The sequence below is a fragment of the Lacticaseibacillus absianus genome (assembly GCF_013407595.1).
Taxonomy (GTDB): domain Bacteria; phylum Bacillota; class Bacilli; order Lactobacillales; family Lactobacillaceae; genus Lacticaseibacillus; species Lacticaseibacillus absianus.
This window is the reverse complement of sequence record NZ_JABEKX010000002.1, coordinates 414479-429298: the sequence shown is the minus strand read 5'-3', so window position 1 is coordinate 429298 and position 14820 is coordinate 414479. Positions and strand designations below refer to the sequence as shown.

At 59.9% G+C, this 14820-nt stretch carries 16 protein-coding genes and 1 pseudogene; 5 read left to right on the top strand and 12 right to left on the bottom strand.

Annotated features, from left to right (window positions below; genetic code table 11):
• Nucleotides 1–9: 9 nt before the first annotated feature.
• The 4 genes from HII33_RS07370 to HII33_RS07355 all read right to left on the bottom strand — a co-directional run bounded on the left by HII33_RS07370 (nt 10) and on the right by HII33_RS07355 (nt 3604).
• Entirely contained in the window at nt 10–1596 is a 1587-nt protein-coding gene (locus HII33_RS07370; protein ID WP_343036849.1) for a DNA translocase FtsK, read from the bottom strand.
• Nucleotides 1529–2452 (bottom strand): hypothetical protein, encoded by a 924-nt coding sequence (locus tag HII33_RS07365; RefSeq protein ID WP_179395163.1) that lies wholly within the window; start codon nt 2450–2452, stop codon nt 1529–1531. The genes HII33_RS07370 and HII33_RS07365 overlap by 68 nt, the downstream gene beginning before the upstream one ends.
• 108 nt (nt 2453–2560) lie before the next feature.
• Nucleotides 2561–3202 (bottom strand): YtpR family tRNA-binding protein, encoded by a 642-nt coding sequence (gene ytpR, locus HII33_RS07360; protein WP_179395162.1) that lies wholly within the window; start codon nt 3200–3202, stop codon nt 2561–2563.
• Nucleotides 3203–3283: 81 nt separating this feature from the next.
• The gene (locus tag HII33_RS07355; RefSeq protein ID WP_179395161.1) at nt 3284–3604 is read right to left on the bottom strand and encodes a thioredoxin family protein; all 321 of its coding nucleotides are present in this window, start codon (nt 3602–3604) and stop codon (nt 3284–3286) included.
• Nucleotides 3605–3725: 121 nt separating this feature from the next.
• Between HII33_RS07355 and HII33_RS07350 the strand changes: the two genes are divergently transcribed.
• Complete coding sequence (locus HII33_RS07350; protein WP_179395160.1) at nt 3726–4031, top strand: hypothetical protein; 306 nt, start codon at nt 3726–3728, stop codon at nt 4029–4031.
• Here the strand turns inward: HII33_RS07350 and trmB are convergent.
• The 4 genes from trmB to HII33_RS07330 form a co-directional block, all read right to left on the bottom strand.
• A complete protein-coding gene (trmB, locus tag HII33_RS07345; RefSeq protein WP_179395159.1) occupies nt 4028–4666 on the bottom strand; it encodes a tRNA (guanosine(46)-N7)-methyltransferase TrmB in 639 nt (212 codons plus the stop codon). The two genes, HII33_RS07350 and trmB, sit on opposite strands and share 4 nt — an antisense overlap.
• A 69-nt stretch (nt 4667–4735) precedes the next feature.
• Nucleotides 4736–5515: a phosphotransferase family protein gene (locus tag HII33_RS07340; RefSeq protein ID WP_179395158.1), complete on the bottom strand. Its 780-nt coding sequence runs from the start codon at nt 5513–5515 to the stop codon at nt 4736–4738.
• A 153-nt stretch (nt 5516–5668) separates the two neighbouring features.
• Entirely contained in the window at nt 5669–6874 is a 1206-nt protein-coding gene (locus HII33_RS07335) for an ABC transporter permease (protein WP_179395157.1), read from the bottom strand.
• Nucleotides 6867–7604, bottom strand: a complete 738-nt coding sequence (locus HII33_RS07330) for an ABC transporter ATP-binding protein (RefSeq protein ID WP_179395761.1) — start codon at nt 7602–7604, stop codon at nt 6867–6869. Before HII33_RS07330 ends, HII33_RS07335 begins: the two co-directional genes overlap by 8 nt.
• An 85-nt stretch (nt 7605–7689) precedes the next feature.
• On the opposite strand from HII33_RS07330, the gene HII33_RS07325 reads away from it, so the two are divergent.
• From HII33_RS07325 to HII33_RS07315, 3 genes are all read left to right on the top strand, one after another.
• Nucleotides 7690–8118, top strand: a complete 429-nt coding sequence (locus HII33_RS07325; protein WP_179395156.1) for an HIT family protein — start codon at nt 7690–7692, stop codon at nt 8116–8118.
• Nucleotide 8119: 1 nt separating this feature from the next.
• Complete coding sequence (locus tag HII33_RS07320; protein WP_179395155.1) at nt 8120–8482, top strand: YtxH domain-containing protein; 363 nt, start codon at nt 8120–8122, stop codon at nt 8480–8482.
• A 122-nt stretch (nt 8483–8604) separates the two neighbouring features.
• Nucleotides 8605–9516, top strand: a complete 912-nt coding sequence (locus HII33_RS07315; protein WP_179395154.1) for a peptidylprolyl isomerase — start codon at nt 8605–8607, stop codon at nt 9514–9516.
• Between the two features lie 193 nt (nt 9517–9709).
• Here the strand turns inward: HII33_RS07315 and HII33_RS07310 are convergent, their stop codons facing one another.
• The 4 genes and pseudogenes from HII33_RS07310 to HII33_RS07295 form a co-directional block, all read right to left on the bottom strand.
• Nucleotides 9710–10678 (bottom strand): 3'-5' exoribonuclease YhaM family protein, encoded by a 969-nt coding sequence (locus HII33_RS07310; protein ID WP_179395153.1) that lies wholly within the window; start codon nt 10676–10678, stop codon nt 9710–9712.
• Between the two features lie 461 nt (nt 10679–11139).
• Nucleotides 11140–11256: pseudogene (locus tag HII33_RS14005) on the bottom strand (LPXTG cell wall anchor domain-containing protein); the annotation flags it as partial.
• Nucleotides 11257–11376: 120 nt separating this feature from the next.
• Nucleotides 11377–11730, bottom strand: a complete 354-nt coding sequence (locus HII33_RS07300) for a YlbF family regulator (RefSeq protein WP_179395151.1) — start codon at nt 11728–11730, stop codon at nt 11377–11379.
• A gap of 29 nt (nt 11731–11759) precedes the next feature.
• Nucleotides 11760–13811, bottom strand: coding sequence for a PBP1A family penicillin-binding protein (locus HII33_RS07295; protein ID WP_179395760.1), 2052 nt, complete (start codon nt 13809–13811; stop codon nt 11760–11762).
• A gap of 134 nt (nt 13812–13945) precedes the next feature.
• On the opposite strand from HII33_RS07295, the gene HII33_RS07290 reads away from it, so the two are divergent.
• A complete protein-coding gene (locus HII33_RS07290) occupies nt 13946–14782 on the top strand; it encodes an RluA family pseudouridine synthase (protein WP_179395150.1) in 837 nt (278 codons plus the stop codon).
• Nucleotides 14783–14820 lie beyond the last annotated feature (38 nt).

The window sequence follows — 14820 nt, the reverse complement described above, 5'->3', positions numbered from 1 at the left end:
ACTTCTTTCTTAATACGCGCGAGAATCGCGCGAGTCTTTGGGTTCTGGGAGGTCTTCTTTGTTGAAGTAGACATCTCGAGGCTTGGAGCCATTGGCGGGCGAGACATAGTGGCGCATCTCCAGGTCATCGATCAGATTCGCCGCTCGGTTATAGCCGATCGAAAACACGCGCTGCAACTTGCTGGTCGAGACGTTCTTCTCCCCTGCGAGGTACTTGAGCACGTCGGGGAACAAATCGTCTTGCGCCTCGCTCGCGTCCGCCTTGGCGACCAACTTATCCGGTTGGAACAAGTACTGCGGCGCGCGCTCCTGGCGCACGAAGTCGACGATCGCTTCGATCTCGCGGTCGACGAACGTCCCCTGCAACCGGATCGGTTGACTGGCCCCGTTACCAAGGTATAGCATATCACCTTTGCCGAGCAAACGCTCGGCTCCGTTGTGGTCGATGATCGTCCGGGAGTCCACTTGACTGGCGACCATGAAGGCCACCCGCGTCGGGATATTGTTCTTGATCGTCCCGGTGATCACATCGACCGATGGCCGCTGCGTCGCGACGATCAGATGGATCCCGGCCGCCCGCGCCTTAGCTGTGATGCGGGCGATGTAATCCTGCACTTCACTGGCCGCGACCATCATCAGATCGGCCAGCTCATCGATAATGATCACGATGTGCGGCATCACCAAGCCATAGTCGCCATGGGCGCGCGCACGCTCGTTGAACTGATCGAGGCTGCGCACCCCACCGGCCGCCAGCCGCTGGTAGCGCGTCTCCATCTCGTTGACCGCCCACTTGAGTGCGGCACTAGCCGCCTTGGGTTCAGAGACCACCGGCGAGACCAAGTGCGGCAGGTCATTATAGACCGCCAGCTCCACAGCTTTGGGATCGATCAGGAGTAGCCGGACTTCCGCCGGCGTCGCCTTGTACAGCAAGGAGGTGATCAGACTGTTGATGAATACGGACTTCCCCGAACCAGTCGCCCCGGCGATCAGGCCATGAGGCATCTTATCGATGTTGGTCACGACTGGCTGACCGAACAGATCGACCCCCAACGCGACGGTCAGCGGTGACGTCGCGGTCTGAAAGGCCGAAGACGCCAACACTTCCTTGAGCATCACCGGCCGCGGGTTCAGGTTCGGGATCTCGATCCCCACGGTCGACTGCCCCGGGATCGGGGCCTCGATCCGGATATCCTTAGCCGCCAGCGCGCGCTTGAGGTCATCAGTCAGGTTCGTGATCTTGCTGACCCGCACGCCGGGATCCAAAGCGATCTGAAACTGGGTCACCGTGGGCCCGATCGTGTGGGCCACCGTGTGCGCACCGACGTTGAACGCAGTCAGCGTGGCGTCGAGCTTATCACTTTGCCGTGCGACCCACTCGGCCTGCGCGGCGTCGTCAGAGACGACCGGGGCCTTCAGCAAGTCCAATGGTGGCAGGTGGTAGGCCGCCGCGGCTGCCGCGCTGACTTCGAGTGCAGGGGTCGAATCGCGTCCAGCGGCACCGGTATCGTTCGTGTCGGTTGGCTGCGCCTCAGTCTGGGGGGGACTGCGGCGACACTGGCAATCCCTGCTGCATCGCAGGCGTTGGCGTGATCGCACGTGGCGGCTGCGCATCGGGCTCGCTCGGCGCCGAGACCGGCGCAGTCGGCTGCGCCTCTGTCGGGGCGTGCTTCGCGGCTTTTTGCGCCTTCAAGTACGCGCGGACTGAGGCGCGGACCGCGTATGGGTTCGGCAACTTGCTTGGTCGACCACCGGCGCCACGCTCGGCGGCCGCAGCGCGTGTCTCACTGCGCAGTTGTGGGTCTGCCGGAAGCGGGGCCTGTGCGTCCATCAACTCCGACACCGTCGCCGCGACCGGCACGGGCACGGGTCGATCGGTCTTTGGCTGATCGATCGGCGGCTCGGTCGCACTGGCCACAAGCGTCTCTGAGTCAGCTTCAGCTGGCTGGGTGACCACTTCGTGCGCGTGCGGCAGGTCAGCTTGAGCTGCGGCGACCGGTTGGGGCGCGGCGGCTGCCACTGGCGTCGTCAAGGGCGCTGTGGGCTTAACTGGCGTTTGCGTCGGTGCTGCGACCGGTGCGGACTGGGCGTCGTCGCCCGGCTGCTCAGGTTCAGCCACCACCACAGGGGTCGACGTCGGCTCATCTGCCCACAGCAACGCGCCGTCGCTCGGCTCGGCGAACCGATACACCGCGTCGTCGCTGGGCCGCATCTGCGTTGCGATCGCGGCGTAATCGACCGGTCGCACGGTCGGCCGGTGTCGCATCCGCGGGATCGCGATCAACGCGGCCAATGGGTCGACGGAATGGTGCACGGGCTCCGGGACGATCGGCGCGCGGTGTGTCACCGGCGGTGTCGCCGGTTGGCGCGGCGTGCGCGGCGGTAATTCATACGCCTGCCGCGAGGTAGACGGATGTGGGTCACGGTTGAACGCGGGCCCATCGTAATGCGGCATAACATCAACTCCCTTACTAATGGGACTATTTTACCATACGCACGCCCCTCCCCCGCGCCGGGACAACAAAAAACCGCCGATCTTAACGATCAGCGGTCGATCATCCGGCTAGGCTGTCTGCGCAGCCACCACGGCCGTGGCGGTGGCCATATCGAACGGCGTCCCCGCTGGCAGCTCATCGGGCATGACCAAGATCCCGCGCTGCTGCGGCGCACCTGGGATCGCGAGCTCACGTGCTGAACACAGCATCCCGTCAGACTGGACGCCACGCAACTGACCTGGCCAGATCAGCTTGCCATCGGGCATCATCGCGCCGGGCAACGCCGCGACGACCGTCTGGCCCAATGCCGCATTCGGTGCCCCACAGACGATCTGCTCGCGATGATCCCCGAAGTCGACCGTTGTGAGGTGCAGGTGATCAGAATCCGGGTGCGCACTGAACGCAACGATCTTACCGATCACCAGCTTCGGCGTGTGGTCGACGACCAGTTCGCCAGGCAACCCTGCCGCGTCGATCGCTGCATTCAGCGCTGAGACCTGGGCATCGGTCAAAAAGACCTGCCCGGTGCCTTCGATCGCACCGAGCCACTGGCTCGCGTTGAAGAAGTTGAAGCCGATCGCGGTCGAGTCCGGGCCGTAGATCCCGGTGATATCACCGGCCTGGACGGTGTGCTGAGCGGCCACATCCGGTGCCAATACGGCCACGAGCGTGTCGCCCCATGCAGTTGGATTATAACTGGTGATCAACATTCTGATGTCTCCTCCTTGATGTGCTGGCCCAAGTCTGGGCCGAAAAAGACGTGGCACCCGAGAGTGCCACGCAAGTGTCGCTTATGCCGGCAGCCCGTTGATGAAGGTCTCGACTTCTGCCTTCGTCTTCCGGTCGCCGTTGACGAAGCGGCCAATCTCTTCGCCGTCCTCGAGCGCGATGAAACTTGGGATCCCCATGACCCCTTTGTCCTGCGCGATCTCGATGTTGTCATCGCGGTCGACGTAGATAAATTGATAGTCTGGGTACTCGGCCTCGATCGCAGGCATCGCCGGCTTGATGAACGTGCAATCTGGGCACCAGTCCGCGGAGAAGAACAGCATTTTCTTGCCAGCAGCGTTGGCCGCCGCCAGGATCTTGTCGTTGGAATCGAATTTTTGCATACGCATCTTCCTTTCACTTACTGAATACAAGTGTAGCATACACGGTTTCAGTGGTTTTGGCAATGCAGTAAGTGTAGCTTTCGAGTATACTGAATGCAACCACAGAAAAGGGGTCTGGATGATGAAAAAACGCACCGCCTTGATCTTTGCCGCCGCCGGGACTGCAGCGCTTGCGGCTACGCTGGCGTCGCACGCCTACGCGTACTACTGGCACCACATCCTACCGAATCGCCTGTTCAAGCGCGTCCGCAACACGATCGCCTCTGAGCAAGACATCACTGGCGGATGGATCAACATGTCGCCCGACGCCGGTTGGCAGCACGATAAGCTGATCGCGACCTACCGCGGCGGGATCACCACCGCGACCACCACGTTCCACTTCAACGTGGCCGAAGACGGCACACTGATGGATCTGACGCGCGACTAGAAGTGCGCGACCAACTCGTAGATCCGCCCGCCCTTGGCACTGAACTTGTGCTCGTACTCGGTCTCGATATTGTCGCTCACCCGCGGATCGCGATGTAGGTCGAGCGCCACCAATTCATAGTGCATTCCATAGTTGTTCATGCTGACCAGGGAAAACTCGAAGAAGCCTTGGTTGTCCGTCTTGAACTGTAGCACACCGTCTGGCTTCATGATCGCCTTGTACTGATCGAGGAAGGTCTTGTAGGTCAGGCGGCGTTTTTCGTGCCGCGTCTTCGGCCACGGATCCGAGAAGTTCAGGAACACGCCGTCGACCTCACCGGGGGCAAAGTAGTCGGTCAGGTCCGCCCCGTCACCCAAGATCAACTGGAGGTTCGGCAGCTGTAGCTCAACTTGCTTGCGCAGGATGTACGCGATCGCCACATCTTGGATTTCCAGCGCGATAAAGTTCTGGTCCGGATGGGCCTGCGCCATCTCAGTGATGAACTTGCCCTTACCGGAGCCAACTTCCAAAAACAGCGGCCGCGCCTGGTCGAATTTGGCCTGCCACTGACCCTGCAGCCCAGCCGGGCGCACAGTGATGAACTCGGGATGCGCTTGGATCAGCGGCATCGCCCAGGGTTTGTTACGTAATCGCATGTGTTTCTCCTCTTCTCGTTGACAGTCCAAGGGGCCAAGACATTCGTCTCGGCCCCTTGACGGTCTGGTTCAGTCTTCTGGGTTGACCAGGTGGGATAACTGCAAGATTGCCCGGTTCATCTCGGTGTAACGCTGCCGCTCGTAGTTCTGCTTGATCTCATTGAGCAGGTGTAGCTGGCCGTACCACTCGATCCGGGCGAGCAAGCTGGGCGTCAAGGTCGTGCCGTAATCGGCCAACCACCGCGTCCACTCGTCCCGCGGGACATAGTTGATCAAGACGACGCTGAGGTCAAAGGCGATGTCGCCAAGGCTCGCCTGATCCCAATCGACCAGGTACAGCTTGTTCGCGTCCGACAGCAACCAGTTCTTGTGGTTCAGATCGCCGTGACACACCCGCAGCGTGCGCGGCCCTTGCGGCAAGGTCCGTAACCGCGCCGCGACGGTTGCGACGAGCGGGTGCTCGCGCAGCGCCTTGGGCAAGTCGGCGACGTATTGATCGCGCAACTGCGCCGGTGTCTGGCCCTGGCCGCCGACTTTTTGAAGCATTCGCTTCAACAAGGTAGACTGGTGGACTTTAGCGAGCAAGCTCGCGACCATCTTAGAGTTCATCTGCTCCCGCGTCAGCGTGCGGCCGTTCAGCCACTCCTGCGCGGTGAGTACATCACCGGTGGAAATGCGTTTGGTCCAGATCAGCTTCGGTGTGATGCCCTCAACTGATAATGCCGCCAAAAAGGGGGACGCATTTCGTTTTAAAAAGAATTTCTCATGGGCGTACACGCCCATGAATGCCCCACCAGTCGTTCCGCCCACCGGCGAAAGCGACCATCCGGGATCCAGATCTAGATCCATTGGCTGTCTCCTTAATGTGAATGCCGCAGGACTGGCCGCGATCGGCTCAGAGTGCGTCTTGCGCCGCCTTGAAGGCCGACGAACAGAATCGTTTCCTTAGAATATCTTACCGAGTCTGCGCGAACGCGTCAAGAGACGAACAACGGTTCTACGCTAGGCGGCTTTCGCAAGCCGTCGCGGCAGGTACCACTGGGCAAACGCCAGCCCAAAGGCGATGCCCACGCCCAAGACAACGCCGGCGACTAGCCAGCGGCCACGCAGCAAAGCGCCAACGCTCAAGCCCACCGCCAGCACCAACAACAGGCCACGTGTGAGCGCAATGAACGCACGCACCCGTGCCTGATCTGGCAACGGCCAAAGGTGGGTGAAGACGACCTCGCCGTACGCCAACGCCAGCGGAAGTAACTGAAACCCGACCAGGTAGACGAACAGCGCCGCAAGCAACGCCGCGAGCCACAGTGGTTGCACCAGCGCGATCACGACAGTGCCGATCACCGCCAGACGCAAGTACAAGCCGAGAAACTCGGTGCGCCGCAGGAAGCCGCGTAAGAACAGGTTCGCCCAAGGTTGACCAGCACGCTTGGGGGCTAGCGGCAAGAGGACGTCTAACCACTTGCGTCGGCGTACGCCGCCGGCCAGCCCAGGCACATCGGTGAAGAGATTGTAGAAGCGGTAGAGCCGCCCCATCCGCTTCTCCTCGGCGGCCACGACGCTCAACCAATCCAGCGTGGCTGGTGCGAACCGGCTACTCAACCGCCAACGCAGCGCCAAGTCGGCCGCCAGCGCGACCAGCATCGCCAGTGCGGGGTGCACCCATAGCCCGACTGTCACGGCACCCCAGGCCAGCACGAGCAGCAGCCCGCGTGTTGCCCAGCGTGGCAGGATACGCTGGTAGTGTCCCAACAACTGCAACCATTCGTCGGTATCCTTGAAGGCCCACAGCGCAACGATCAGCGTCAGGGTGCCTGATCCCGCTGGCACGCCAAGCACGCGCAACAACGGCATCACCGCGAGTGCGGCGAGGGCCAGGACAGCACCGGGCAGTAACAGGCTGTAGCGACGGGCACGCAACATCGCGGCGGCAAACGCGCCGGTCTGCGGGAGCAAGAACGTAGCGTCTGCCGGTTCGACCAGCGTGGCGAGCTGTCCCAGCGCCAGCAACGCGACCAGCACTAGCCCGACCAGCGGCCGAAGCCACCAACTGACCACCAACGTCTGCAACGTCTGGCTGTAGCCGTACATCAGCGTCCCTGCGAGGATGATCAGCGCCAAGACGAAATGGTCGTTAAAGACGAGTTTGAGGTATCTGAACTGCGCTTTTTGGTGCCGACGCAGGCGGCGCGTCCACAGCTCACGCATCGGCAGCCTCTTTCGTCATTGCCAAGTACACGTCATCGAGGCTCGCGTCTGGTAAGGCGAACTGGTCGCGCAAACTGGCAACGTCGCCGCTGGCCCGCACTTGGCCGTCTTTCAGTAGCACGAAGCTGTCCGCGTATTGCTCGGCCGTCGCCAGGATGTGCGTTGACATCAACACACTGCGGCCGGCCGCCCGCGCGGCCGTGACCAGATCTAGCAGGTCATGGACCGCCAAGGGATCGAGCCCGGTGAACGGCTCATCGATGATCGTCAGCTTCGCTTGCGTCATGAAGGCGGCCACGATCATCACCTTCTGCTTCATCCCCTTAGAAAAATTCGCCGGAAACCACTCTAACTTGTTGCCTAGTCGGAACCGCTCAAGCATTGCGTCGGCCAGCGGCCACGTCGCCTCCGGGTCCAGCCCGTAAGCCATCATCGTCAGCTCGAGGTGTTCACGCAGTGTCAGCTCCTGGTAAAGCACTGGGGTCTCCGGGACGTAGGCGATCGCTTGCCGGTACGCGTCCGGGTCCGTCGCCAGGGTCGCCCCATCGATCTCGATGCTGCCGGCCTGTGGCGTCAGCAGGCCAATGATGTGCTTGATCGTCGTGGACTTCCCCGCCCCATTGAGCCCGATCAAGCCGATGATCGCCCCGTCTGGGACCGTGAAGCTGAGGTGTTTAAGGACCGGCAAACTGCCGTAGCCGCCGGTCACGTCGTTGACGCGTAGGGTCATGAGATCGCTCGCTTTCATCTGTGATTTCTGATAATAATATGATAGCATGAAACCAAACCAAATCCGCACGGAAAGAGGAATCTACATGACAGATTGCATTTTTTGTAAGATCATCGCAGGCGAGATCCCAAGCGTCAAGGTCTATGAGGACGCTGATGTCCTCGCCTTCCTCGACATCAGCCAAGCGACCAAGGGCCACACCCTGCTTGTGCCCAAGAAGCACGTCCCTGACGTCTTCGCCTATGACGCAACGCTCGCCGCAACGGTCTTCAGCCGCCTGCCGAAGCTCGCACGGGCGATCCAGGCCAGCGACCCGCAGATCACCGGGATGAACATCCTGAATAATAACGGGGCCGTCGCGTACCAGAGCGTGTTCCACTCCCACATTCACTTGATCCCGCGCTATTCGGACCAAGACGACTTCAGCATCCACTTCGGCGACCACAGCGACCGCTTCGACACCGCGGCGCTCAACGCAGTTGCGGATGCCATTCGCGCAAAGGTCGGTGACTGACATGAAATTCTCCACTGGATTCATCCTCGGCGCCCTCGCCGGGACCACTTACGCCCTGCTCACGACCAAGCGCTCCGGCCCTGCCCGCCAGCAGGCGCTCGCACATTACGTCGACGACGTAACCGGTGCCACGCAAGACGTGCAATCCGCCGTCCAGCGCTTCGGCGCCGCGGTGACCGCTCTGCGCCAGGAGCTCAAAGACACCCTGGCGCCCAACGTCGAGGCGATCAATGACGCCGTCACCGACTTCAGCTTCCAGACCCAGGCGCACACCGATGCCCTCACCGAACACCTAGAGGCGATCAGCGGCGCCGCCGAAGCGCTCCAGCCGGAAGCCGACCAACCTGACACGCTATCGGACTAATATCATCCGCCGGTGCGGTGCGGGATTAATTTTTTGAAGCTTCTGTGAAGACCGCCCCCGGGTTTTGTGGGATGTGGTATAGTAAAAGGCGTGCAAAATAAACTCAAATAGGATGTGTCAAGATGAAAAAATGGATCGCCGGCTTAGCTGGCTTGCTTCTCGTCGCGACTTTGGCGGGCTGTTCCAGCAGCAACGAGACCGTTGCGAACATGAAAGGCGCCAAGATCACTAAAGACGAGTACTACGACGCGATGAAGACCTCCAGCAACGGTGGTGAAGCCACCTTACGGAATCTGATCGTGGCGAAGGCGCTTGAACAACAATACGGCGATAAGGTCTCCGATAAGAAGGTCACCGCGCAGTACAACAAGGTCAAGAAGTCCTACGAGGCGGCAGGCACCGATTTTGCCAGCGCCCTGACACAAAGCGGTCTGACCGAGAAGTCCTTCAAGGAACAGATCAAGACCTCCCTGCTGTCTGAGGTTGCCCTCAAGGCCCTCAAGAAGCCGACCCAGAAGCAACTGGATGCGCAGTGGAAGAAGTACCAGCCAAAGATCACCGTTCAACACATCCTGGTCGCCAAGAAAGACAAGGCCGAAGAACTGATCAAGCAGCTTCAGGCCGACAACACCGAAAAGAAGTTCAACGAGTTAGCCAAGAAGAACTCGACCGACACCGGTACCGCCTCTGCTGGCGGTAAGCTGACCGCGTTCGATAACACCGACACGCAACTGGACTCGACCTTCAAGGCAGCCGCCTTCAAGCTGAAGCAAGGCGAGATCACGACCACCCCGGTCAAGACCGACTACGGCTACCACATCATCCGGGCGATCAAGGTCCCAGCCAAGGGCACTGAAGCGTCCAATAAGAAGAAGCTCACGGCGCAGCTCTACACAACATGGCAGAGCGACGAGACAACCATGACTGGCATCATCAAGAAGGTGCTCCAGAAGGCGAACGTCTCCATCAAGGACAACGACCTCAAGGATGTTCTGTCCGTCTACCTCGGTTCCTCCAGCAGCTCCAGCAAGTAATGTTACTTTTAGCCTCCCTGCGCGGGAGGCTTTTTTGTTGCCGCCACAACTCGCTATGATCAACCACTCCCGATATAGACCAGTCCCTTCGCCCGATAAAGACGGCCTCCTGTTAAAACCCTAGGTTCGGGTTTAACAGGAGGCCGTGCTGATACGCTGAGCTGAAGCCGCATGTGCTTCAGCCTTCGGTGGTTCAATGCGGATCCGGGTAAGTCTGGCCGTTCAGCGGCCGGTAGAAGCGCCGGTTGTCCATACCGAACAGTCGCTCAGAAAAAGTGCCTGGTTCGACGTGCTGATACGCCGTCGTCATCATGTTGATGCTCGCGTCCAGCTCATCGAGGTCATGTAAGATCTGGGCTTCCAGTAGCTGTGGTCGGACCGGGCTGCCATACTCTAGCAGACCGTGGTGGGCTAGGATCATGTGCCGTAGCATCACCATGTCTTCAGCGTGCACATCGATCTTCAGCTGCTCCGCCGCCTCGACCAAGGCTTCATCGACTAAAACGATATGGCCGATCAGGTTGCCCTCGACTGTATACTCTGTTGAGACGGCGCCGGACAACTCCATCGTTTTGCCTAAGTCGTGCAGGATCGCACCAGCGTACAAGAGTGACTTATTCACGCTACTGTACTGCGCGGCCACCGCCTTGGCGAGCCGCAAGATGCTCAGGGTATGGAAGGCCAAGCCCCCGCTGAACGCGTGGTGATTAGATTTGGCTGCCGGATAGGTCAGGAACGCTTGCTTGTGGTCAGCCAAGAGCTTGCGCACGACCCGGTTCCAGTTGGCGTTCGTGATCTCAAAGATGAAATTGTTGAGCTCCTCCCCCATGTCTGCGCTGGATTCTGGCGCCCGCTCGACGAAGTTCGCCGGATCGTTGCCCTCTTCCTGCGTCGCCAGGCGCAGGCCAGTGATCTTGATCTGCGGATTACCCTGGTAGAGCTCACGCTTGCCGGACAGTAGCACGACCTCTCCAGCCTGAAACTGCTGGATGTCGTCTTCTGTCGCGTCCCAGAACTTGGCCGTGATGTGTCCGGAAGTATCTTGGAACGTGAACGCAATGAATTTTTTATTCGTCTTCGTCAGCCGTACCTCGGCGGACTTGATCAAGACCGCGAGTTTCACGTCTGCGCCGTTGGGGTAGTCAAAAATCTTTTTTGCCATATCGGTCACCTTTTTCTAAGCAGATCTTCTGCCCCCTATTCTACCAGTTCTGTGCAGTGGCAACAAACAGCACGCGCGTTTTTAGCGCAAAGGTGGGCGCAGGATCACGATGCGCACGTGCCCCCCTTCGTGATTGGCGCCTGAAGCGCTGAGTCCCTGCGTGATCGCCGCTTGCGGATCGTAGCCGCTGGTAATCGACCGCCCAGACCCGCAGTGCACCCTGCGCCCAATAATGAAGTGGCGGCGGCCTAGAGGTTAGCTTCTTAACGGTCACATCAACAAAAAGCCCCAGTATCTGAGAGGCTAGCTCACCTACTAGATACTGGAACTCCGTGTTTGGGGTCACTTCCGACCTAGCGCCTGTGTTTGTGCGTGAACTCGGCATTAACTCGTGCGGTGCTTGCATTGCCGCGTCAAGTTGATCCATTGGCCAGCAATACCCCTTCTCGTTATGCGGCGCCTCAATCTCTGCGCTGGTTACGCCTTAACAACGCCAAGGCGCTCATCGCCCCGAGCTCAGCGATCCCTAAGAGCTTTGCCCACGCTGCCTGATCATCACCAGTCTGTGGCAAATTCTCGGCGGACGATTCACTCTCAGTTAACCCCTAACCTGAGCTGAGTTGATACCATCCATACGCACCCGTCCGCAGCGTCCATCACCAATTCAAAAAGCCGTCCGCGAACGGACGGCTTTCACCTTACTTATCTTGCTTATCTTGGTAGATCTCGACGATCGGCTGGGAGATCGCCTTGTTCAGGTCGTCCATCAGGATGGACAGGGCCTGTTCGCGGGCCATCAGGTCTTGGATCGGCTGGATGTTTTGCATCTTGTCGCCCAGATCCTGCAGCGGCTGCACGTCTTCTTGCGTGATCTCAGTGCCCTGCATCTGCTTTTGCTGCAGTGCCATCTGCTTGTCCTGGAACTGCTTGAACAGCGCGTATGCCACTGCATCGAGCTTCAGCATATCGTAGGCCTTCTTCAAGTCTTGGTACTGCTGGCTCTGACGCAGATCGTCAGCCAGTTGGTTCGCGGTATCGTATACGTTTGCCATGCGGTGCCTCCTAAAATTGTGAGTGAGGGCTAGGGATTGAACCAGCCTTTCACGTCATTATACCATTCTCCAAGCGTCCCTTTGGCTTTGTCGAAAGCATTTTGTGCGCCACTTTGAATTTCGGTCCACAGATCGCCGCTTTCAAGCGCCGGGGTCTGCAACTCTGCACGCGTTTTGGCGTCCTTAGTCGCAAAACTGGTCTGCGGTGTGTTCGGCAAAATGTTGGTCATCTCAGACTTGAACAGCGCACTGGCGCTACTACCGGCTCGAATGTAGTGATCCTTATCAGAGTTGGCAAAACCCGTCCAGGTGGCCACAACGACATCCGGCGTGTAGCCGACGACCCAGCTGTCGTGGCTACCGCTGCCCCAGCTGTCCGGGATCTCGACGGTCCCCGTCTTGCCGGCAACGGTGTAGTTCGCCGGCTTGGCGTTTTGACCCGTGCCGTCGTTGAATACCCCGATCAGCATGCTGGTCATCTCGGTGGCTGTCGCCTTGCTGATGATCTGCTTGCTCGACGTCTTCGTATTGTCGACGATGGTCTGGCCGCTCGCATCCACGATCTTGCGAATGAAGTGGGTGCTAGGCAAGCGTCCGCCGTTGGCGTACGCCGAGTAGGCACGCGCCAACGTCAGTGGCGAAAAGCCGGTGCTGACCCCACCGAGCACCGAGGAGAGCTGGTGCGCATCGGTGCCCTTGAGCGTGATCCCGAACTTCGCCAGCTCCGAGACACCTTTGTCAATGCCGATCTGGTTCATCAACCAGACCGCCGGCGCGTTGAGCGACGCGGCCAACGCTTGGTACATCGGGACGGTGCCGAGATAGACCCCTTCTGGGTTGGTCGGGGTGTAATTGTCCTTGCCGTAGCTGAGCTTCTTGTCTGTCAGGCTGCTGTCGTACGCGTAGCCGTTCTCCAGCGCTGTCGTGTAGACCATCATCGGCTTGAGGGTCGAGCCCGGCGAGCGTTGGAGCTGTGTGGCGTAGTTGAAGCCCAGGTAGACATGCGGGCCGCGCGACCCGACGACCGCTAGGACCCCGCCAGTATCTGGGTCGACCGCGATCGAGGCCGCTTGGGCCTTGGTCCCATCCGCCGCATCAGGGGGGAAGACCCAGCTGTTCTCAAAACTAGTCTGCATCTGTGTCTGATAGGTCGTGTTGAGCGTGGTGTAGATGCGGTAGCCCTTGTTGACGATGTCATCCTCATCGATCCCGTACTTGTTGCGCGCCTCCTCGATCACCGCATCGAAGAAATATGGGTACTTCTGCGCACCGTCGTTGCTGTACGTGTTCTTCAAGGTCAGGCGCTTGGTCTTCTCCGCGCGCGCCTGCGCGGCGGTCAACTTGCCGTTATCGACCATCAGGTCCAGCACGAGGTCACGCCGCGACAGTGCGTTGTCCATGTGATCGATCGGATTGTAGAAACTCGGACTGCGCAGCATCGCGGCAAGCGTCGCGCCTTCGCTGATGCTCAGATCCGCAGCGTTCTTCCCAAAATACCGCCGGGACGCGTCTTGAACGCCCCAGACCCCGTTGCCGAAATACGCATTGTTGAGGTACATCGCCAAAATGTCTTGCTTAGAGTACACTTTAGTCAACTGGACCGCTAAAAACAGCTCCTGACCCTTGCGCAGGAACGTCTGCTTCTGCGACAACAGCGTGTTTTTCGCCAGCTGCTGGGTGATCGTGCTCCCACCACCGGTGATCGTCCCGCGGTTGATCACCAACCCGGCGACTGCACGCAAGATTCCTTTGATGTCAAAGCCAAGATTGGTGTAAAAACTGCGGTCCTCAGTCGAGATCACCGCGTTTTGAACGTTGATCGAGATATCCTTCAGGTCGACGTAGGTGCCTTTTTGACCGTACAGTCGGCCAGCGACCTGATCATCCCCTGCGAGGATCGTGGTCCGAGTCTGCATGCTGCTCTTGATCTCCTGCACGTCCGCCGTTTTAGCCTTGTAAGTGAACCAAGACGAGAGCCCCAAGACGACGAGGAGCACGAGCAACACTGCCCAGCGGATCAGCTGGAAGCGGCGAAAGACCCACGCGATCCCCCGCCCCGCCTTGGCGAGCCACGGGCGGATCGTGGTCCATGATTGCTTTAACAAGACGCGGTCCTCCTATAATGATAATAGCGTTATTCTACCATACGCCAACTGCCGGGCCTTCCGTCTGCCGGCTGATTTTTACCCAAAAACAAGAACCTAAAGGAGTTCCCATGCCTGAATTCACCCTTCATGCGACCGCCACCGACGCCCCTTCCGTCCGCGCGCTCTTGACCCAGTGGCGCGTGCCGAAACACTGGCGCCACACGCTGCGTACCACGCAGATGGTTCAAGTCGCCGGTCACTACCGCCACTTCAACGAACCAACACAGGCTGGCGAGCCCGTCACCTTGCACTTCAGCGTCCCGCCGGTCACGACCTACCGCCCGGACCCTGGGCCCCTTGATGTGGTGTACGAAGACGCACAACTGCTGATCGTGAACAAGCCCGCTGGCATGAAGCCACACCCGAATCAACCCGGTGAAGGCGCCACGCTGATGAACCGCGTGGCCGCCTACCTCGCGCCAAGCCCCGCCTTCATCACTCACCGCCTGGACATGGCCACCAGCGGGCTGACGCTGATCGCCAAAGACCCGCTGACCCAGTCGATCCTTAACCAGCAGCTCGGCGATAAGACCATGGCGCGCAGCTATACCGCACTGGTCCCCAGCGGTTTAGCGGCCAGCGGCACCATCACCGCCCCGATCGGTCGCGATCCCGACGATCGTCGCAAGCGGCAGGTGCGCGCTGATGGCGACGCCGCATGCACCCACTACACCGTGATTGCCCGCGGCCTCGCGGTAGATCGCCTCCACCTGACGCTCGAGACCGGGCGCACCCATCAGTTGCGCGTGCACCTCGCGGCCCTCGGCTACCCGATCATCGGCGATCCCCTGTACGCCCCCGCGCCCCTTGAGGCACCGCGCTTGATGCTTCATGCGAGTGAGCTGACACTGGTGCGGCCACTGACCACGTCACGCCTGACCGTCACCAGTCCCGTGCCGTTTTGATCGCACCACCCAAGACGACCAACGCGCGTCCCACCGTT

Bases quoted from the DNA above. Each gene is read 5' to 3' on its own strand.
- HII33_RS07365 (WP_179395163.1), bottom strand. From the start codon at position 2,452: ATGCCGCATTACGATGGGCCCGCGTTCAACCGTGACCCACATCCGTCT.
- ytpR (WP_179395162.1), bottom strand. From the start codon at position 3,202: ATGTTGATCACCAGTTATAATCCAACTGCATGGGGCGACACGCTCGTG.
- HII33_RS07355 (WP_179395161.1), bottom strand. From the start codon at position 3,604: ATGCAAAAATTCGATTCCAACGACAAGATCCTGGCGGCGGCCAACGCT.
- HII33_RS07350 (WP_179395160.1), top strand. From the start codon at position 3,726: ATGAAAAAACGCACCGCCTTGATCTTTGCCGCCGCCGGGACTGCAGCG.
- trmB (WP_179395159.1), bottom strand. From the start codon at position 4,666: ATGCGATTACGTAACAAACCCTGGGCGATGCCGCTGATCCAAGCGCAT.
- HII33_RS07340 (WP_179395158.1), bottom strand. From the start codon at position 5,515: ATGGATCTAGATCTGGATCCCGGATGGTCGCTTTCGCCGGTGGGCGGA.
- HII33_RS07335 (WP_179395157.1), bottom strand. From the start codon at position 6,874: ATGCGTGAGCTGTGGACGCGCCGCCTGCGTCGGCACCAAAAAGCGCAG.
- HII33_RS07330 (WP_179395761.1), bottom strand. From the start codon at position 7,604: ATGACCCTACGCGTCAACGACGTGACCGGCGGCTACGGCAGTTTGCCG.
- HII33_RS07325 (WP_179395156.1), top strand. From the start codon at position 7,690: ATGACAGATTGCATTTTTTGTAAGATCATCGCAGGCGAGATCCCAAGC.
- HII33_RS07320 (WP_179395155.1), top strand. From the start codon at position 8,120: ATGAAATTCTCCACTGGATTCATCCTCGGCGCCCTCGCCGGGACCACT.
- HII33_RS07315 (WP_179395154.1), top strand. From the start codon at position 8,605: ATGAAAAAATGGATCGCCGGCTTAGCTGGCTTGCTTCTCGTCGCGACT.
- HII33_RS07310 (WP_179395153.1), bottom strand. From the start codon at position 10,678: ATGGCAAAAAAGATTTTTGACTACCCCAACGGCGCAGACGTGAAACTC.
- HII33_RS07300 (WP_179395151.1), bottom strand. From the start codon at position 11,730: ATGGCAAACGTATACGATACCGCGAACCAACTGGCTGACGATCTGCGT.
- HII33_RS07290 (WP_179395150.1), top strand. From the start codon at position 13,946: ATGCCTGAATTCACCCTTCATGCGACCGCCACCGACGCCCCTTCCGTC.